At 70.0% G+C, this 18,832-nt stretch carries 14 protein-coding genes; 6 read left to right on the plus strand and 8 right to left on the minus strand.

Features of this window, described 5'->3' with window-relative positions; all coding sequences use genetic code 11:
• Positions 1-64: 64 nt before the first annotated feature.
• The 3 genes from dnaK to hrcA form a co-directional block, all read right to left on the minus strand.
• Positions 65-1,984, minus strand: a complete 1,920-nt coding sequence (gene dnaK / locus JMO03_RS07035; RefSeq protein WP_202841922.1) for a molecular chaperone DnaK — start codon at positions 1,982-1,984, stop codon at positions 65-67.
• A gap of 108 nt (positions 1,985-2,092) precedes the next feature.
• Positions 2,093-2,599, minus strand: coding sequence for a nucleotide exchange factor GrpE (gene grpE / locus JMO03_RS07040; RefSeq protein WP_202841923.1), 507 nt, complete (start codon positions 2,597-2,599; stop codon positions 2,093-2,095).
• A 44-nt stretch (positions 2,600-2,643) separates the two neighbouring features.
• The gene (gene hrcA / locus JMO03_RS07045; RefSeq protein WP_202841924.1) at positions 2,644-3,705 is read right to left on the minus strand and encodes a heat-inducible transcriptional repressor HrcA; all 1,062 of its coding nucleotides are present in this window, start codon (positions 3,703-3,705) and stop codon (positions 2,644-2,646) included.
• 248 nt (positions 3,706-3,953) lie between these two features.
• On the opposite strand from hrcA, the gene recN reads away from it, so the two are divergent.
• The 4 genes from recN (at position 3,954) to JMO03_RS07065 (ending at position 13,729) form a co-directional block, all read left to right on the plus strand.
• Positions 3,954-5,624 (plus strand): DNA repair protein RecN, encoded by a 1,671-nt coding sequence (recN, locus tag JMO03_RS07050; RefSeq protein ID WP_202841925.1) that lies wholly within the window; start codon positions 3,954-3,956, stop codon positions 5,622-5,624.
• Positions 5,625-5,838: 214 nt separating this feature from the next.
• On the plus strand, positions 5,839-11,283 hold the full coding sequence (locus JMO03_RS07055; protein WP_202841926.1) for a HAMP domain-containing protein: 5,445 nt from the start codon (positions 5,839-5,841) through the stop codon (positions 11,281-11,283).
• Entirely contained in the window at positions 11,268-13,043 is a 1,776-nt protein-coding gene (locus tag JMO03_RS07060; protein WP_202841928.1) for a response regulator, read from the plus strand. Before JMO03_RS07055 ends, JMO03_RS07060 begins: the two co-directional genes overlap by 16 nt.
• Positions 13,040-13,729, plus strand: a complete 690-nt coding sequence (locus JMO03_RS07065) for a HAMP domain-containing histidine kinase (RefSeq protein ID WP_202841930.1) — start codon at positions 13,040-13,042, stop codon at positions 13,727-13,729. The genes JMO03_RS07060 and JMO03_RS07065 overlap by 4 nt, the downstream gene beginning before the upstream one ends.
• A 41-nt stretch (positions 13,730-13,770) precedes the next feature.
• On the opposite strand, the gene JMO03_RS07070 is transcribed toward JMO03_RS07065, so the two are convergent.
• On the minus strand, positions 13,771-14,175 hold the full coding sequence (locus JMO03_RS07070) for a Fur family transcriptional regulator (RefSeq protein WP_149104457.1): 405 nt from the start codon (positions 14,173-14,175) through the stop codon (positions 13,771-13,773).
• Positions 14,176-14,294: 119 nt separating this feature from the next.
• On the opposite strand from JMO03_RS07070, the gene JMO03_RS07075 reads away from it, so the two are divergent.
• Positions 14,295-14,684 (plus strand): outer membrane protein assembly factor BamE, encoded by a 390-nt coding sequence (locus JMO03_RS07075; protein ID WP_202841931.1) that lies wholly within the window; start codon positions 14,295-14,297, stop codon positions 14,682-14,684.
• Here the strand turns inward: JMO03_RS07075 and JMO03_RS07080 are convergent.
• Positions 14,681-14,944 (minus strand): RnfH family protein, encoded by a 264-nt coding sequence (locus JMO03_RS07080; protein WP_337926377.1) that lies wholly within the window; start codon positions 14,942-14,944, stop codon positions 14,681-14,683. The two genes, JMO03_RS07075 and JMO03_RS07080, sit on opposite strands and share 4 nt — an antisense overlap.
• Before the next feature lie 7 nt (positions 14,945-14,951).
• Complete coding sequence (locus JMO03_RS07085) at positions 14,952-15,380, minus strand: type II toxin-antitoxin system RatA family toxin (RefSeq protein ID WP_202841933.1); 429 nt, start codon at positions 15,378-15,380, stop codon at positions 14,952-14,954.
• A gap of 40 nt (positions 15,381-15,420) precedes the next feature.
• Between JMO03_RS07085 and smpB the strand changes: the two genes are divergently transcribed.
• Positions 15,421-15,915: an SsrA-binding protein SmpB gene (gene smpB, locus JMO03_RS07090; RefSeq protein WP_202841934.1), complete on the plus strand. Its 495-nt coding sequence runs from the start codon at positions 15,421-15,423 to the stop codon at positions 15,913-15,915.
• Between the two features lie 129 nt (positions 15,916-16,044).
• Here smpB and JMO03_RS07095 read toward each other — a convergent pair whose 3' ends face one another.
• Both JMO03_RS07095 and JMO03_RS07100 read right to left on the minus strand, forming a co-directional pair.
• Positions 16,045-18,279, minus strand: a complete 2,235-nt coding sequence (locus JMO03_RS07095) for a CHASE domain-containing protein (RefSeq protein WP_202841935.1) — start codon at positions 18,277-18,279, stop codon at positions 16,045-16,047.
• 305 nt (positions 18,280-18,584) lie between these two features.
• Positions 18,585-18,791, minus strand: a complete 207-nt coding sequence (locus tag JMO03_RS07100) for a hypothetical protein (protein ID WP_202841936.1) — start codon at positions 18,789-18,791, stop codon at positions 18,585-18,587.
• Positions 18,792-18,832: the final 41 nt, after the last annotated feature.

The following is an 18,832-nucleotide window of genomic DNA, read 5'->3' on the forward strand; positions in this document are numbered from 1 at the left end:
GATCGTGACGGAAAAAGCGGAGCCGAAACCCCGCTTCTTCCGGTCGCCAATCACCGATCACCAATCACTGCTTCTTCTCGTCGTCCTTGACCTCGGTGAACTCGGCATCGACCACGTCGTCGTTGTTGTTGTTCGAGCTCGCACCGGCATCGGCGCCCGGCTGCTGCGCGGCCGCGGCGGCCGCGAACAGCGCCTGCGCAGCCTCTTCCAGTCCCTTGGTCTTGGCTTCGATCTGGCCCTTGTCGTCGCCCTTCATCGCGGTCTCGACCTCGGCGATCGCGCCTTCGACGCGACCGATGACGTCCCCCGGCACCTTGTCGCCGTTGTCCTTGATCGCGCTGCGCGCGCTGTGGATCAACGCATCGGCCTGGTTGCGGGCGGCGACCAGCTCGTGGAACTTCTTGTCCTCCTCGCGATGCGCCTCGGCATCGGCGACCATGCGCTGGATCTCGTCGTCCGACAGGCCGGAACCGGCCTTGATCTCGACCTTCTGCTCCTTGCCGGTCTTCTTGTCCTTCGCCGTCACGTGGACGATGCCGTTGGCGTCGATGTCGAACGACACCTCCACCTGCGGCATGCCGCGCGGGGCGGCATCGATGCCGGTCAGGTCGAAGCGCGCCAGCGACTTGTTGTAGCGGGCCTGCTCGCGCTCGCCCTGCAGCACGTGCACGGTCACCGCGGACTGGTTGTCCTCGGCGGTGCTGAAGGTCTGCGAGGCCTTGGTCGGCACCGTGGTGTTCTTCTCGATGATCTTGGTGAACACGCCGCCCAGGGTCTCGATGCCCAGGCTCAGCGGGGTCACGTCGAGCAGCAGCACGTCCTTGACGTCGCCGGCCAGCACGCCGCCCTGCACCGCCGCGCCGATGGCCACGGCCTCGTCGGGATTCACGTCCTTCTTCGGCTCCTTGCCGAAGAACTCGCTGACCGCCGCCTGCACCCTGGGCATGCGGGTCTGACCGCCCACCAGGATGACCTCGGCGATGTCGCTGGCGCGCAGGCCGGCGTCGTTGAGCGCGACCTTGCACGGCTCGATGGTCTTGCGCACCAGGTCGTCCACCAGCGCCTCGAGCTTGGCCCGGGTGAGCTTGATGTTCAGGTGCTTCGGGCCCGACGCGTCGGCGGTGACGTACGGCAGGTTCACCTCGGTCTGCTGCGCGCTGGACAGTTCGATCTTGGCGCGTTCCGCGGCGTCCTTCAGGCGCTGCAGGGCCAGCGGATCCTTGCGCAGGTCGATGCCCTGATCCTTCTGGAACTCCTCGACCAGGTAGTCGATCACGCGCTTGTCGAAGTCCTCGCCGCCGAGGAAGGTGTCGCCGTTGGTGGCCAGCACCTCGAACTGCTTCTCGCCATCGACTTCCGCGATCTCGATGATCGACACGTCGAACGTGCCGCCGCCCAGGTCGTAGACCACGATCTTGCGGTCGCCGCCGGCCTTGTCCAGGCCATAGGCCAGCGCCGCCGCGGTGGGTTCGTTGATGATGCGCTTGACGTCGAGGCCGGCGATGCGCCCGGCGTCCTTGGTCGCCTGGCGCTGGCTGTCGTTGAAGTAGGCCGGGACGGTGATGACCGCCTCGGTGACCTTCTCCCCCAGGTAGTCCTCGGCGGTCTTCTTCATCTTCTCCAGGATGCGCGCGGAGACTTCCTGCGCCGACAGCTTGCGGCCGTCGCTGGTCGCGACCCAGGCATCGCCGTTGTCGTGCTGGACGATCGCGTACGGCACCAGGTCGAGGTCCTTCTTGACCTCGGCGTCGCCGAACTTGCGGCCGATCAGGCGCTTGACCGCGTAGAAGGTGTTCTTGGGGTTGGTGACGGCCTGGCGCTTGGCGCTCGCGCCGACCAGCACTTCGCCGTCCTTGGTGTAGGCCACGATCGACGGCGTGGTGCGGTCGCCCTCGCTGTTCTCGATGACCTTGGCCTTGCCGCCGTCCATGATCGCCACGCACGAGTTGGTCGTGCCGAGGTCGATGCCGATGATCTTTGCCATTGTGGTTCCCTCTGGGATCTGGTTCTGGTGGGCGGCGCAGCCGCCGATGACGCGTATCTGGGGCTGCCGCGGCGGCGCTTCAAGCGTCGCCGGGCGGTTCTTTCAGCATCAGTCGTGCTTGGCCACGGCGACCAGCGCGGGGCGCAGCAGCTGCTCGTTGAGGATGTAGCCCTTCTGGAACACCTGGACAACGGCCCCCGGAGCCACGTCGGCGGACTCGACCGCGCTCATCGCCTGGTGGCGGTCGGGATCGAAACCGTCGCCGGGCGCGGGAGCGACCTCGACCAGGCCGGCGTTCTCGCAGACGCGGGTGAGTTCGCGCAGGGTCAGCACCACCCCGTCGCGCAGCGGGTCCTCCGCCGGGGCGGTGTTGAGCGCGGCCTCGAGGCTGTCGAACACCGGCAGCAGTTCGCCCAGCAGCTGCTTGTTGGCGAAGCGGCAGGCGTTGCGCACGTCGCGTTCGAGGCGTTTGCGCTGGTTCTCGATGTCTGCGCGGTCGAGCAGCGACTGCGCGCGGAGCTGTTCGAGTTCGGTCTCGAGGGCCCGGATCCGGCCGTCGCGGCCGTGTTCTTCTTCGGCCGCGGTGGCGGCGTCCTGCATGGGTTCGGTGGTCATGTCCTGGCGTGGGCTGGGCGGTCGTCAGGCCGCCGACCCGCCAGCTATGGGGCCGGCGGTTCCGGATTCAAGGCGGCACCGAGCACGTCGGCGGCCGCCTGCACCACCGGGATCACGCGCTCGTAGGCCATCCGGGTCGGGCCGATCACCCCCAGCACGCCCAGCACCCTGCCGCCGGCGCCGTAGGGTGCGGTCACCAGCGACACGCCCTCCAGCGGCGCCAGCCCGGTCTCCTCGCCGATGAAGATGCGCACGCCCGGCGCCTTGATCGTGCGCTCCAGCAACTGCAGGATCTCGCGCTTGCGGGCGAAGGCCTCGAACAGCTCGCGCAGGCGGTCGAGGTCGGACAGATCCTGGACCCCGATCAGCCGGGTCTGGCCGGCGACCAGCATGTCGTCGCTGTCGGCCGGGGCCAGCGCCTGCTCGGCCAGTTCCACGGTGTGCGAGAGCAGCGCTTCCATCTCGTCGCGCGCGGCCTGCAGCTCGTGCACCAGGGTGGCGCGGATCTCGGCCACCGGACGGCCGGCGAAATGGGCGTTCAGGTAATTGGCGACGCGCTCGAGCTCCGAGGCGTCGTAGGGACGGCGGGTCTGGATGATGCGGTTCTGCACGTCGTGGTCGGCGAACACCAGGATCGCCATCACCCGCTGCCCGTCCAGCGGCACGAAGTCGATGTGGCGGAAGGCGAACTGCTCGCGCCGGGGCACCGAGACCACGCCGACGAAGTGGGTCATCGCCGAGACCAGCTCCGAGGCGCTGCCGAGCAGCGACTGGGTGGTGCCCGACCCTCCGGCCAGTTCGCCGCGCAACCGCGCCATCTCCGTGTTGGCCAACGGCTGCACCTGCAGCAGCGAATCGACGAACACCCGGTAGCCCTGGGCCGTCGGGATCCGCCCGGCCGAGGTGTGCGGGGCCGACAGCAGGCCCTGGTCCTCGAGGTCGGCGAGGATGTTGCGGATCGTCGCCGGGCTCACGTCCAGCCCCGAGTGCCGGGCCAGGGTCTGCGAGCCCACCGGCCCGCCGTCGCGGATGTGCCGCGCGATCAGCGTGCGCAGCAATTGCCGCGCGCGCGGGTCGAGGTGGGTACCGGGCGGAGAGACGGCCATCGCCGCGATTAGATCGCCGATCGTCCGTGCGGAGCAAGCGACGGGTGATTCCGCCGTGCGCAGCCGGGCGGCAGCCGGGCGGCGCACGTCGAAGGCGCGGCGGGTGCGCGGCAGGGCGGGGCCCGGAGTGCGCACGACAGCCGGACGACCACGCGGCCTCGCCGCGCCGATCCCCGGCCTGGCGCGGACCGCGCGCGGCCCGCATTGCGTCTCGGCGGTTGAGAACGCGCGCACTACAATGCCCGACCATGCTCAGGCGCCTCACCCTTCGCGATTTCGCCGTCGTCTCGGCCTCCGAACTCGAGTTCGGCCCGGGCATGACGGTGATTTCCGGCGAGACCGGCGCCGGCAAGTCGCTGCTGGTCGACGCCCTCGGCTTCCTATCCGGGCTGCGCGCCGATGCCGGGATGGTCCGGCACGGCGCGGCGCGCGCCGAGCTGCATGCCGACTTCGACCCCGCCGATGCGCCGGTCGCGCTCGACTGGCTGCGCGAGCAGGAGTTCGACGACGGCCAGGCCTGCACCCTGCGCCGAACCCTGCGCGCGGACGGCGGTTCGCGCGCCTGGATCAACGGCCGCCCGGCGACCCTGTCGCAACTCTCGCAACTGGCCGGCCTGCTGGTCGAGATCCACGGCCAGCACGAACACCAGGCGCTGCTGGAAAAGTCCAGCCAGCTCGCCCTGCTCGACGCCTTCGGCCGCCACGACGCGCCGCTGGCAGCGGTACGGGAAGCCGCCGCTGGTTGGAGCGCCCTGCTGCGCGAACGCGACGCGCTGTCCAGGACCGGCGACGTGTCCGAGCGGATCGACTGGCTGCAGCACCAGCTCGGCGAGCTCGAGCGCGAGGACCTGCGCGCCGACGCGATCGACGCGCTGATCGCCGGCCACCGCCGGCACGCGCATGCGGCCAGCCTGATCGCGGCCTGCGACGAAACCCTGGCGGGCCTGGCCGGAGACGACGGTCCCTCGCTCGAACGCCGCCTGCAGCAACTGCGCGGCGGCCTGGCGCGCGAGCGCGCGCACGAGCCGAGGCTGGACGAGGTCGACGCCATGCTCGAGTCGGCCGCGATCCAGATCGACGAGGCGGCGCTGCTGCTGCAGCGCGTGCGCGACGACCTCGACCTGGATCCGGTGCGGTTCGAGGCGATGGACGCCACCCTGGCGCGCCTGCACGAACTGGCGCGCAAGCATCGGGTCGCGCCGGACGCGCTGGCCGACACCCAGGCCGCGTTCGCCGCCGAACTCGAATCGCTGCGCGAGGCCGGCACGCGCCTGCAGACGCTCGATGGCGAGATCTCCGCCGCCGCCGCCGCATGGCGCCAGGCCGCGGACGCCCTGGGCGAGGCACGCACCGCGACCGCCGCGCGCCTGTCGCACGCCACCACCGCGCTGATCGGCGAACTGGGCATGGGCGGCGGCCGCTTCGAGGTGGCGCTGGAGGCGGTCGACCGCGACCGGCCCGACCCGCAGGGCGGCGAGCGCGTCGAGTTCCTGGTCTCGGCCAACGCCGGCCAGCCGCCGCGGCCGTTGCGGCGGGTCGCGTCCGGTGGCGAACTTTCGCGCGTCTCGCTGGCGATCGAGGTCGCCGCGCTCGGCTCGGACGCGGTGCCGACGATGGTGTTCGACGAGGTCGATTCGGGCATCGGCGGCGCCGTCGCCGAGATCGTCGGCCAGAAGCTGCGCGCACTCGGCGACAGCCGCCAGGTGCTGTGCGTCACCCACCTGCCCCAGGTCGCCGCCCAGGGCCACGCCCACTACCGGGTCAGCAAGGCCGACCGCGACGGCCTCACCCACAGCGCGGTCCAGCGTCTCGACCCGAAGCAGCGCCAGGAGGAACTGGCGCGGATGCTCGGCGGCGTGGAGGTCTCGAAGGAAGCGCGCGCGGCGGCGAAGCGGCTGCTTGGCAACGCCGGGACCTGACGCACACCACCCGGGCCCTGCACCCGGTGCACGACGCACCATGCCGAGCGCGCCGTCGGTCCGCCCGAGACGGGCAGCGGTTCCGATCGTCGGCAGGCGTGCGGCACCCGGCCCGCCTGACTGCGCCAGCGTGATGGCTGCGTGAGCGCCGCCATGGCGGCGCACGCGTATCTTTTCCGGTTGAATGGCGATCCAGTCTGAGGGGGAAGGCGGGATGGTGAATCACACGACGCTGGCGCGCGACGGCGCGGCGGACGGGGATCCGGGTGCGGGCAGGTCCGACGCTGCGATGCGCAGCATGCTGGCGGCCCTCCAGGCCGTGGCCCAGGGCGACTTCACGGTGGAACTGCCGGGCCATTGGGAAGGCCTGGACGGCCGCTTGGCCGATGCGTTCAACACGGTGGTGCGCAGCAACCGCGGCCTGGCCCTGGAACTCGCGCGGGTCGGGGAAAAGGTCGGCCGCGAAGGCCTGACCCGGCAGCGCATCGCGCTGACCAATCGCCACGGCTGCTGGGGCGAGATGGAAAGCTCGGTCAACGACCTGGTCGACGACCTGGTGCGTCCGGTGGCGACCATCACCGAGGCCATCGCCGGCGTCGCCAAGGGCGACCTGACGCGCAGTGTGCCGCTGGAGGCCGAAGGTCGGCCCCTGCAGGGCGAGTTCCTGCGTTCGGCAACGATCGTCAACCGCATGATCGAGCAGATGGGCGAGTTCAGCTCCGAGGTCACGCGCGTGGCGCTCGAGGTCGGCACCGCCGGCCGGCTCGGCGGCCAGGCCCAGGTGGCGGGCGTGTCGGGCGTGTGGAAGGAACTCACCGACTCCGTCAACCAGATGGCGTCCAACCTCACCGCCCAGGTGCGCAACATTTCCGAGGTGACCATCGCGGTCGCCAATGGCGATCTCTCGCGCAAGATCACGGTGGACGTGCGCGGCGAGATCCTGCAGCTCAAGGAGGCCATCAACACCATGGTCGACCAGCTGCGCGGATTCGCCTCGGAAGTCACCCGCGTGGCGCGCGAGGTCGGCACCGAGGGCAAGCTCGGGGGACAGGCCATCGTGCCCGGCGTGGCGGGAACCTGGAAGGACCTGACCGATTCGGTCAACGCGATGGCCTCCAACCTCACCAGCCAGGTGCGCAACATCGCCGAGGTCACCACCGCGGTCGCGCGCGGCGATCTGTCGCGCAAGATCACGGTCGACGTGCGCGGCGAGATCGCCGAGCTCAAGGACACCATCAACACGATGGTGGACCAGCTCAACGGTTTCGCCGCCGAGGTCACCCGCGTGGCGCGCGAAGTCGGCACCGAGGGCAAGCTGGGCGGCCAGGCGCAGGTGCCCGATGTCGCCGGCACCTGGAAGGACCTCACCGACCACGTCAACTCGATGGCGTCCAACCTCACCAGCCAGGTGCGCAACATCGCCGAGGTCACCACCGCGGTGGCCAAGGGCGACCTGTCGCGCAAGATCACGGTGGACGTGCGCGGCGAGATCGCCGAGCTCAAGGACACCATCAACACGATGGTGGACCAGCTCAACAGCTTCGCCGCCGAAGTCACCCGCGTGGCGCGCGAGGTCGGCACCGAAGGCAAGCTCGGCGGACAGGCGCAGGTGCCCGGCGTCGACGGCACCTGGGCCGACCTGACCGATTCGGTCAACGCGATGGCCTCCAACCTCACCAGCCAGGTGCGCAACATCGCCGAGGTCACCACCGCGGTCGCGCGCGGCGACCTGTCGCGCAAGATCGCGGTCGACGCGCAGGGCGAGATCCTGCAGCTCAAGGACACCATCAACACGATGGTCGACCAGCTCAACGGCTTCGCCGCCGAAGTCACCCGCGTGGCGCGCGAGGTCGGCACCGAGGGCAAGCTCGGCGGGCAGGCGCAGGTGCCCGGCGTCGCCGGCACCTGGAAGGACCTGACCGACAACGTCAACTCGATGGCGACCAACCTCACCACCCAGGTGCGCAACATCGCCGAGGTCACCACCGCCGTCGCGCGCGGCGACCTCTCGCGCAAGATCGCGGTCGACGCGCAGGGCGAGATCCTGCAGCTCAAGGACACCATCAACACGATGGTGGACCAGCTCAACGGCTTCGCCGCCGAAGTCACCCGCGTGGCGCGCGAGGTCGGCACCGAGGGCAAGCTCGGCGGACAGGCGCAGGTACCCGGCGTTGCGGGCACCTGGAAGGACCTGACCGACAACGTCAACTCGATGGCGACCAACCTCACCACCCAGGTGCGCAACATCGCCGAGGTCGCGACATCGGTGGCCAGGGGCGACCTCTCGCGCAAGATCGCGGTGGACGCCCAGGGCGAGATCCTGCAGCTCAAGGACACCCTCAACACGATGGTGGACCAGCTCAACGGCTTCGCCGCCGAGGTCACCCGCGTGGCGCGCGAAGTGGGCACCGAGGGCAAGCTCGGCGGACAGGCGCAGGTGCCCGGCGTCGCCGGCACCTGGAAGGACCTGACCGACAACGTCAACTCGATGGCGACCAACCTCACCGCGCAGGTGCGCGGCATCGCCAAGGTGGTGACCGCGGTGGCCACCGGCGACCTGCAGCAGAAACTGACGGTGGAGGCCAAGGGCGAGATCGCCGAACTGGCCGACACCATCAACGGCATGACCGACACCCTCGCCATCTTCGCCGACCAGGTGACCACGGTCGCGCGCGAGGTCGGCGTCGAGGGCCGCCTCGGCGGCCAGGCCAACGTCCCCGGCACCGCCGGCATCTGGAAGAACCTCACCGCCAACGTCAACCAGCTCGCCGCCAACCTCACCACCCAGGTGCGTGCGATCGCCGAAGTCGCCACCGCGGTGACCCAGGGCGACCTCACCCGCTCGATCACGGTCGATGTCCGCGGCGAACTCGCCGATCTCAAGGACAACATGAACCTGATGATCGGCACCCTGCGCGCGACCACCGAGAGCAACAGCGAGCAGGACTGGCTCAAGACCAACCTCGCCAAGTTCAGCGGCATGATGCAGGGCCAGCGCGACCTGCTCACGCTCGGCCAGATGCTGCTCTCGGAGCTGGCGCCGCTGGTGAACGCGCAGCAGGGGCTGATCTACGTGGTGGAGGCGGACGCCACCCCGCGCGCGCTGCGGCAGCTGGCCCGCTACGCCGATGCACCCGGCGCGCCCCACCCCGGCACGCTGGCCTTCGGCGAAGGCCTGGTGGGGCAATGCGCCGCCGAAGGCCGGATGATCCTGATCGACGAGGTGCCGGCCGGGTCGGTGCAGATCACCTCGGGCCTGCTCAACGCGGTGCCGCGCAGCGTGATCGTGCTGCCGGTCCTGTTCGAGAAGCAGGTCAAGGCGGTGCTGGAACTCGCCTCGCTGTCCGGCTTCACCCCGTCGCAGCGCATCTTCCTGGAGCAGCTGTCGGGCAGCATCGGCATCGTGCTCAACACGATCGAGTCGACGATGCGCACCGAGCGCCTGCTGGCGCAGTCGCAGCAGCTGGCGGGCGAACTGCAGGCGCAGCAGGACGAACTGCAGCAGACCAACGAGGAGATCGCGCTCAAGGCGCAACTGCTGGCCGAGCAGAAGGCCGAGGTCGAGCAGAAGAACCAGCAGATCGAGCATGCCCGCCGCGAGTTGGAGGAAAAGGCCGCCGAACTCGCGCTCACCTCGCGCTACAAGTCCGAGTTCCTGGCCAACATGTCGCACGAGCTGCGCACGCCTCTGAACTCTATCCTGATCCTGGGCCAGCAACTGGCCGAGAATCCCGACGCCAACCTCAGCGCGCGCCAGGTCGAGTTCGCCAGGACCATCCACGCCGCGGGTACCGACCTGCTGAACCTGATCAGCGACATCCTCGACCTGTCCAAGATCGAGTCCGGCACGGTGACGGTGGAGAGCGAGACCGTGCGCTTCTCGCACCTGCGCGAGAACCTGATGCGCGCGTTCCGCCACGAGGCCGAGCGCCGCGATCTCGACTTCAGCATCGAGATCGACCCGTCGCTGGGCCCGGCCCTGAGCACCGACCCCAAGCGCCTGCAGCAGATCCTCAAGAACCTGCTGTCGAACGCCTTCAAGTTCACCCAGCACGGCAGCGTGCGGATGCGTGCCCGGCGCGCCGACGCGGGCTGGTCGCCGGACCACGACGTGTTGCGCGACGCCGCCACCGTGGTGGCGATCGAGGTCAGCGACACCGGCATCGGCATCTCCCCGGACAAGCAGCGGATCGTGTTCGAGGCCTTCCAGCAGGCCGACGCCGGCACCTCGCGCCAGTTCGGCGGAACCGGTCTGGGGCTGGCCATCAGCCGCGAACTGGCGGGCCTGCTCGGCGGCGAACTGCAGCTGGAGAGCGCGCCGGGCACCGGCAGCACGTTCACCCTGTACCTGCCGCTGCACTATGTCGGTGCCGACCGCGCGCACAGCGCGCGCGCGGTGCAGGCGCTGCGCGGCGCGGGCGCGATCGAGGCGCCCTCCCCGCCGGCCGAGGCGGTGGCCGACGACCGCGACCTGCCGCCGGACGGCGCGCCGGTCCTGCTGCTGGTGGAGGACGACGCACGCTACGCCTCGGTGCTGCGCGACCTCGCCCGGGCGCAGGGCTTCCGCGTGCTGGTGGCCGCGACCGGCGCCGAGGCGCTGGGGCTGGTGCACGGCTATCGCCCCACGGCCATCTGCCTGGACATCTTCCTGCCCGACATGCTCGGCTGGACCCTGCTGGCACGGCTGAAGCAGGACGCGGCCACCCGCCACATCCCGGTGCAGATCCTGACCGTCGAGGAGGGCCGACACCAGAGCCTGGAGCGCGGCGCCTTCGCCTACCTGGCCAAGCCGGCGACCACCGAGTCGATCGACGCATCGCTGCAGCGCATCCGCGACTACGCGCTGCCGCGGGTGAAGCGTCTGCTGGTGGTCGAGGACGACGCCAACGAGCGCCTCGGAATCGAGGCCCTGATCGGCCACGACGACGTGGCCATCGAGACCGTCGACAGCGGCGAGGCGGCGCTGCGGGCATTGGCGGGCGGCCGCTACGACTGCGCGGTGGTGGACCTGCGCCTGCCCGACATGGACGGCTTCGAACTGCTCGACCGCATCCAGGCCCAGCCCCCGCTGCGCGACCTGCCGATCGTGGTGTTCACTGGCAAGGAACTGACCGCCGAGGAATCGCAGCGGCTGCGGCACGCCGCCAAGAGCGTGGTGATCAAGGACGTGGAGTCGCCGGAACGGCTGCTGGACGAGACCGCGCTGTTCCTGCACCGGGTGATCGCCGACCTGCCCGCCGACAAGCAGCGCATGGTGGAGCGCCTGCACGCCTCGGACGAAGTGCTCGCCGGCAAGCGCGTGCTGGTGGTCGACGACGACGTGCGCAACATCTTCGCCATGTCCAGCGTGCTCGAGCGGCACGGCATGGACGTGGTCACCGCCGGCACCGGCCAGGAGGCGATCGCGAAGGTGGCCGCCGACCCCGCCATCGCGGTCGTGCTGATGGACATCATGATGCCGGGCATGGACGGCTACGAGACCGTGCGCGCCATCCGCCGCCTGCCGGCCTCGCGCGCGCTGCCGATCGTGGCGGTCACCGCCAAGGCGATGAAGGGCGACCGCGAGAAATGCCTGGAAGCCGGGGCGTCCGACTACCTCGCCAAGCCGGTGGTGACCGATGAACTGCTGGGAGTGCTGCGGCAATGGCTGCATCGCTGACCACACAGGCCATCGCCCGCGTGCCGGACGCGCGCCGCGATGCTGCCGCGGAGCCGGTGAACATCCTGCTGGTCGACGACCAGCCGGGGCGCCTGCTCACCTACCGCGCCATCCTCGAGCCGCTGGGCGAGCGCCTGGTGCAGGCGGGTTCGGGCCGCGAAGCGCTGAAGCTGCTCATGGAGGACGAGTACGCGCTGATCCTGCTCGACGTCAACATGCCCGACATGGACGGCTTCGAGACCGCCAGCCTGGTGCACCAGCATCCGCGCTACGAGAACACGCCGATCATCTTCGTCACCGCCGTCAACGTCTCGGACATGGACCGCCTGCAGGGCTACAAGCTCGGCGCGGTCGACTACGTGATGGTGCCGGTGATCCCCGAGATCCTGCGCAGCAAGGTCGAGGTGCTGGTCGAGCTGTACCGCAAGCGCCGCGAACTCGAGCTGCTCAACGCCAGCCTGGCGGCACGCAACCAGGAACTGCAGCGCGAAAAGGCCCGCGAGCTCGAGACGCTCAACGAGTCCCTGCGCCTGGCCAACGAGGCGCTGGAAAGCCGCAACGCCGAACTGCAGAACGAGGTCGCCGAGCGGACCCGCGCGGAGGAACGGCTGCGCGGCGTCGACCATCGCAAGAACGTATTCCTGGCGACGCTCGCCCACGAACTGCGCAACCCGCTGGCGCCACTGCAGAACGCGCTCAGCATCCGGCGCCTGCAGTCCGCCGGTGCCGGGGATCCGCTGCAGGAGACCATGGAGCGCCAGCTGGCGTTGCTGGTGCGGATGATCGACGACCTGCTCGACATCGCCCGCATCAGCCAGGGCAAGCTCGCGTTGCGCCCCGCCAGGGCCTCGCTCTCCGACGTGCTGGACGCGGCCGTTGAGATCGCCCGGCCGTGGCTGGACGGCGGCGGGCACAGCTTCCTGATGAAGCTTCCGCCCGCCGACGTGGTGCTGCATGCCGACCAGGCGCGCCTGGCGCAGGTGTTCGCCAACCTGCTCAACAACGCCGCCAAGTATTCCGACCCCGGCAGCCGCATCGAGCTCGAGGCCGTGCTGGACGAGCTTCGCGACGAGGTCGTGGTGGACGTGCGCGACAGCGGGATCGGGCTCGCCCCGGACAAGCTCGGGGAGGTGTTCGAAGTGTTCCGCCAGGTCGACACCGCGGTCGAGCGTTCGCAGGGCGGGCTGGGCATCGGCCTGACCCTGGTGCAGAAGATCACCGAGATGCACGCGGGCAGCGTGGAGGTGGAAAGCGCGGGCCTGGGTCACGGCAGCACCTTCCGCGTGCGCCTGCCGCGTCGCGCACCTGCCGTGGGGGATTCGATCGACGTGCCGGCGGCCGCCGGGGTGCAGGCAGTCGAGGCCGGCGAAGGCCCGCCTGGCAGGAGCCGCGTGCTGGTGGTCGACGACAACCGTGATGCCGCCGATACCCTGGCGATGATGGTGCGGATGCTCGGCCATGAGGTCAGGCAGGTCTGCGATCCGGAGCAGGTCGAGGCGGAAGTCGAGCGTTTCGCGCCGGACCTGCTGTTTCTCGACGTCGGCATGCCGGGCCGCAGCGGCTACGACATCGCCAGGAGCCTGCGCGCGCGTCCCGGGCGCGGGGCGCTGGCGATCGTCGCGGTCACCGGCTGGGGGCACGCGGAAGACCGCAACCGCACGCGCGAGGCCGGTTTCGACGAACACCTGGTCAAGCCGCCCCAGCTCGACGCGATCCGGCGGCTGTGCGCGGACGCCATCGGCAGGAACCCGACGCGGTGAGCGTCCCATGGGCGCACGACTGGATGGACCGCGTCGCCCACGACCTGCGGGGGCCGCTGGCGCCGATGCAGACGGCGGTCTACCTGTTGCGCGAACCGGGGCTCGGCGACGCCCAGCGCCACGAGTTGCTTGCCGTGCTCGAACGCCAGATCCAGCGCCTGGGCGGCATGATCGACGAGTTCGGCGATCTCGGTCGGGCGCAGATGGACCGGCTGGTGGGCCGTCGCGAAGCGATCGACATCGAGTCGCTGGTGGCGGACATCACCGAACGGCTGGGCGCGCGCCCTCCGCAGGTCAGCCTGGCCCCGGAGGTGCGGGGATTCGCGATCGAGGGCGACGCGCTGCGCATCGCCCAGCTGTTCCATGCCCTGCTCGGCGTGCGGCTCGCGCGCGGTGCCGTAGCGCCCGTGCGTGCCCGTCTCGAGCTCGCCGGCGGCTGCCTGCGCCTGACCTGCACGGCGTATTGCAGCGGCGCCACGAACGCGCTCGTCGGGGCCCTGCTCACTTCACCGCATCCGGATCCGCCCGACGACAGCCTGGGGCTGGGCCTGGTGCTCGCAGCCGCGATCGCGCGTGCCCATGGCGGCCGCATGCACGGCCGCGCGAGCGCGTCCGATACCGCGGAACTCGTGCTCGAACTGCCGCCGGATGGCGGCTCGTCCCCACAGGAACGGGCGCGGGGCTAGGCGGCCCACGCAACAGGAAGTCGGTGCACCCGCTCGTCCGTTCAGCGCTTCCTGCGCACGTACAGCACCAGGGAATGCTCGTCGAGCGCGTAGCCATGCTCGCCGGCGATCTTGTTGAGCAGCGCCACGATCTCGGGGCTCTCGAACTCGGTGATGTGGCCGGTGCCGACGTCGACCATGTGGTAGTGGTGGTCGCCGCGGTCGATCTCGTACAGGGCGTGGCCGCCCTCGAAATTGTGCTTGACCACCAGGCCCGCGGCCTCGAACTGCGTGAGCACTCGATACACCGTGGCCAGGCCGATCTCGTCGCCCTGTTCCAGCAACTGCCGGTAGATGTCCTCGGCGGTCATGTGCTGGCGCGGGGTCTTGAGTTCGAGCAACTCGAGGATGCGCATCCGCGGATGCGTCACCTTCAGCCCGGCCTTGCGCAAATCCATCGATTCCATGGGGTCTCCGTTCACGGGCGGTTTAGCGCCAGCTGCCTGGATGCCGGTCGCGATGCGCACGGGGGAGTGTATCATCGCGCCACCCCCAGCCGATCCTCGCAGGCCCCCGTTCCATGCCCATGTCCCGCATCGCGCTCGTCGTCCTGATCGCCGTGGCCACGGCCGGTTGCGGCATGCTCTACAAGCAGCCGATCTACCAGGGCAACCTGATCGAGAAGGCCGCGATCGACCAGTTGCAGCTCGGCATGGACAAGCAGCAGGTGCTGACCCTGCTCGGCTCGCCCTCGATCGCCGACCCGTTCCACCACCAGCGCTGGGACTACACCGCGACGCAGCGGACCAACCGCCGCGGCCACACCGAGGTCAGGAACATGACCCTGTGGTTCGAGAACGACCAGCTCGCGAAGTGGGAAGGCGAATATTTCGCCGAGCAGGACAAGGAGCTTTCCGAACGCATGCGCCGCTTCGGCAATCTGCCGAAGGAAAAGGGCGGCCAGCGGCGCCGCTAGGGCGGCGGCTTTCCCGCCTGCACGCGGGCACGTCGCCGGCGGTTGTCCTTGGGATCCGCCAGCAGCGGCTCCAGCAGTTCCAGCCTGTCCCCGTCGCGCAGCGGCGCGTCCCGTGTGGTCCGCTCCCCGTGGATCGCGTAGCCCGCAAGTCCCGCCTGGGTGATCCGGGTCGCCGCCAGCGCATCGGCGACGATCGCGCCCGCAGGCAGGTCCAGTTCCTGCGCCTCGAACCGCCCGTGCCAGGCACGGATCACCTGCACGCGCACGTCAAGCCTCGGTGCCGGCCACGCGCACGAAATCGTCGACCATGCGGTCGGCCAAGCCGCGCAGCCCCAGCGACAGCACCGGCAGCATCAGGCTGCTCTGCGGTTCGAACTCGAGCGACAGCGAGACCTTGCACGCGGTCTCGTCCAGCGCGTGGAACTGCCAGCGTCCACGCAACCGCCTGAACGGCCCGTCGCGCAGGTCCATGTCGATGTGGTGCGGCGGCGACAGCGTGTTCTCGGTGGTGAACCAGGTCCGGAACCCGCCGATCCCGAGTTCGAGGCGGGCGAGTACCCGCGCCTCCCCCGCCTCCAGCACCTCGGCGTGCTCGCACCACTCGAAGCGGCGGGGATAGGCGGCGATGTCGTTGACCAGGGCGAACATCCGGTTCACGGAGTGTTCCACCAGCGCGCTGCGTTCGATCGTGGGCATGTGGCTCGCGTACGTGACCGGCTTCGGGGACAATGGAAGGATGGGCAAGCAGAGCGGCAAGGATAAGGCAAACGGCGACCGGACCATCGCGCTCAACAAGCGCGCGCGCCACGACTACCACCTCGAACAGCGCTTCGAGGCGGGCATGGCGCTGCAGGGCTGGGAGCTCAAGGCGATCCGCGCCGGCCGCGCCAACATCGGCGAGAGTTACGCCGTGGTGCGCGACGGCGAGCTGTACCTGTTCGGCGCCCAGATCACGCCGCTGATCCAGGCCTCCACCCACGTCGTCGCCGATGCCCATCGCACCCGCAAGCTGCTGCTGCACCGGCGCGAGATCGACAACCTGATCGGCCGCGTGCAGCGCGACGGCTATACCCTGGTGCCGACCGCGCTGTACTGGAAGGGCAACAAGGTCAAGGCCGAACTGGCGCTGGCGAAGGGCAAGCAGAGTCATGACAAGCGGCAGGTGGCGAAGGACCGGGATTGGGCCCGCGACAAGCAGCGCGTGATGCGGGCGCACAACAAGCACGCCTGACCACCGGGTTCCGGACAAGCCGGTGTCCACGCGCGCGGCGGCGCGCGACACTCGCATCGCGCCCTGGGTCGCACGCGGCGCGGCACACGACAGGCACACCTGACCCGGTTCCGGGCAGGCGCGCGGCGCTCAATCGTTCGGGTGCGAACCGTCGTCCGGGTACGGGGCGTCGGCCCGCACCGGCAGCGTGAACCGGAACGTCGCACCCCGGCCCACCGCCCCCTCGGCGCGGATCGCGCCGCCGTGGCGCTCGACGATGCGCTTCACCGTGGCCAGTCCGATGCCGTGGCCTTCGAACTCGTCGGCACCGTGCAATCGCTGGAACGGCCGGAACAGCTTCGACGCGTAGGCCGGATCGAAGCCTGCGCCATTGTCGCGCACGAAAAACCCGACCGTGCCGGGCGGGCATTCGTCGCCGGCCGCGCGACCGAACTCGATGCGAGCGTGCTCGCAGCCGCCGGTGAACTTCCAGGCATTGCCCAGCAGGTTCTGCAACAGGTTGCGCAGCAACGCGGTGTCGCCGCCGGCCTCCAGGCCGGGTTCGACCACCGTCTCGACCCGGCGCGACGGCTCGGCCTGCCGCAGCTCGGCGAGGATCTCGCCGGCCATGCGACTGAGGTCCACGCGCGCGTGCTGCAGCGGTTCGCGCGCGATACGCGACATCTTCAGCAACGCATCGATCAGCTCGTCCATGCGGTTGGCGGCATTGCGCACCCGCGCCAGGTAGTCGAGCCCGTCCGGACCGATCGCGCCACCGAAACGCTCGCCCAGCAGCCGGCTGAAGCCCTCCACCGTGCGCAGCGGCGCGCGCAGGTCGTGCGAGACGCTGTAGGCGAACGATTCCAGCTCGTGGTTGGCCAGGGTCAGCTCGCGCGTGCGCTGCTCGACCCGCGCCTCCAGCGTGCGGTTGAGCATGCGCACCTCGCGCTCGGCGCGCAGGCGATCGGTCACGTCGTCCACCTGCACCAGCGCGGCGACATCGCTGCCGACATCTCCCGGCACCGGCGAGTGCACCAGTTGCACGAGGCGGATGTCGCCATCGCTGCGGCGGAATTGCAGGGTGACCGGCTCGGTGTGCTTGCCTGCGAGCACGGTATCGGTGACGGGATCGACGAACTGTGCGGCGAAGGCCGTGCCGGGCAGGCTCCCGGGCGGCATGCCGAAGGTCCGTGCCAGTGCCGGGTTCGCCTCGACGATGCGGCCGGCACCGTCCAACAGCGCGATGCCGCTGCCCGAGTAGAGCATCGCATTGCGGAAGCGCTGTTCGCTGCGCCGGTACGATTCGCTCATCGCTTCCGCCAGTCGTTCCGCCCGCGACTGGGTATGCGCCAGCGTCAGCACCACCGCGAACAGCAGCAGCGACACGATCAGGCCGGCGCCGACGATGGCCGGCACGCCGGAGGGCCGCCCTGCCGCGTCCGCCGCCGGCAGGCTCGACCGGAAATCCATGCGCCAGCGACGGCCGTACAGGGCGAAGGTCTCGCTGTGTCGAAGCACGTCGGCGTCGACGTCGTCGGTGAATCCGGCGTCCTCGTGGATCAGGGTTCCGCGCCCGCCGCCGTCGTCGAGATCGACGATGCGCACGATCTGGCCGGCGCCGAACGGTTCGAGCGCGCTGTCGATGAAGGTCCTGGAATGGAACGGTGCGTACACCCAGCCGGAAATGGCCGTGCGCCGGGCTTGCGGGTTGCCCGGCTGGATGCCGTTGGCGTAGACCGGGGCGTACATCAGCAGCCCGTTGCGCCGGCCGTCGTCGCCCCGCTGGATCAGGTCGATCGGAGCGGTCAGACGCACTTCGCCGGTGTCGCGCGCATCCGCCATCGCGTGGTGGCGGGTCGCGTCCGCGAACATGTCGTAACCCAGCACGCTGCGGTTGCCGATCGTCTGCGGCTCAAGCATCAGCACCGGTCCGTAGATCTCGCGCACGCCGTGCGGCCGGATCCGGAACAGCCCCTGCCCCTCCTCGCGCATCGCCAGTTGCAGCGCTTCCAGGTCCGACCGGCGCAGGTAGGGCACGTAGCCGAGCCCGAGCAGGCCGTGGAACTGGCGTTCGATGTCCAGGCCTCCGACGTAATCGCGCCACTGCCGGTGGGTGGGCCGCGACACCGACCAGTACAGCGACACGCCGCCGCGCAGGGCGAGTTCGTAGTGCAGCAGGCGTTGACGCAGCAGTGTCGCGATCTCGCTGCTCTGGGCGGCGAATTCGGCCTGACGCGCGCGTTGCTCGCGCGCGCCGGCCTCGCGCGCGTACAGCCAGACCATCAGCAGCGAGCCGATCAGCACCACCACCGCCAGCACGTAGCCGCGGCGCAGCGACGGACGGCTGCGATCGGCCCTGGCCTCCCCGGACGGACTACGCGACATGGCGCGCAGCATACCGTCCCGCCCCGGGCGGTCGCGCCTGAACGTGCTCCGCAGCGCCGCCGGGTCGCGCCTTGCATGGGCGCCGACCGCCCCTATACTGGCCCGGTCAGCGTGATCGACGCTCCCGGGGGTGCACTGTCTCCGCTACCCCCGCCGCACCTGAAGCGGCCCCGTCTCCCTTCCTTGCGTATCAGCAACTTACGTTGCCGGTCGCGGCGCGCCGTGCGCGCCGCATGTCTGGATTCGGTCTGTTTCTGTCACCGCGTGGTCGACATTTGGTCAGTCGGTAAAACTGACCACGGTGCTCAGAGCTGCGTCATGCCCAGGCGATGCCGGGCCATGAAGATCAACTTCAGCGAGGCGTTCGCCGCGGCATGCAGGTTGCGCATGGCCTCGTCGAGCACCTCCAGCGCCGGCGCCGGCTCCGGCATCGGCTTCGGCTCGGGTGGCCGCCGGCGCCTGTCTCGATAGCGGTCCAACGACACGATCTTGCTTTCACTTCGGTGTGGCATCCCATCTCCCCTCCCCTGTAACGCGACCTCGGGGGACCCCA

This window comes from Luteimonas saliphila (assembly GCF_016774335.1).
Taxonomy (GTDB): domain Bacteria; phylum Pseudomonadota; class Gammaproteobacteria; order Xanthomonadales; family Xanthomonadaceae; genus Luteimonas; species Luteimonas saliphila.

Coding starts and splice junctions, on each gene's coding strand:
- JMO03_RS07055 (WP_202841926.1), top strand. CDS start 5,839: ATGGTGAATCACACGACGCTGGCGCGCGACGGCGCGGCGGACGGGGAT.
- grpE (WP_202841923.1), bottom strand. CDS start 2,599: ATGACCACCGAACCCATGCAGGACGCCGCCACCGCGGCCGAAGAAGAA.
- JMO03_RS07075 (WP_202841931.1), top strand. CDS start 14,295: ATGTCCCGCATCGCGCTCGTCGTCCTGATCGCCGTGGCCACGGCCGGT.
- JMO03_RS07085 (WP_202841933.1), bottom strand. CDS start 15,380: ATGCCCACGATCGAACGCAGCGCGCTGGTGGAACACTCCGTGAACCGG.
- JMO03_RS07070 (WP_149104457.1), bottom strand. CDS start 14,175: ATGGAATCGATGGATTTGCGCAAGGCCGGGCTGAAGGTGACGCATCCG.
- recN (WP_202841925.1), top strand. CDS start 3,954: ATGCTCAGGCGCCTCACCCTTCGCGATTTCGCCGTCGTCTCGGCCTCC.
- JMO03_RS07060 (WP_202841928.1), top strand. CDS start 11,268: ATGGCTGCATCGCTGACCACACAGGCCATCGCCCGCGTGCCGGACGCG.
- JMO03_RS07100 (WP_202841936.1), bottom strand. CDS start 18,791: ATGCCACACCGAAGTGAAAGCAAGATCGTGTCGTTGGACCGCTATCGA.
- hrcA (WP_202841924.1), bottom strand. CDS start 3,705: ATGGCCGTCTCTCCGCCCGGTACCCACCTCGACCCGCGCGCGCGGCAA.
- smpB (WP_202841934.1), top strand. CDS start 15,421: ATGGGCAAGCAGAGCGGCAAGGATAAGGCAAACGGCGACCGGACCATC.
- JMO03_RS07095 (WP_202841935.1), bottom strand. CDS start 18,279: ATGTCGCGTAGTCCGTCCGGGGAGGCCAGGGCCGATCGCAGCCGTCCG.
- dnaK (WP_202841922.1), bottom strand. CDS start 1,984: ATGGCAAAGATCATCGGCATCGACCTCGGCACGACCAACTCGTGCGTG.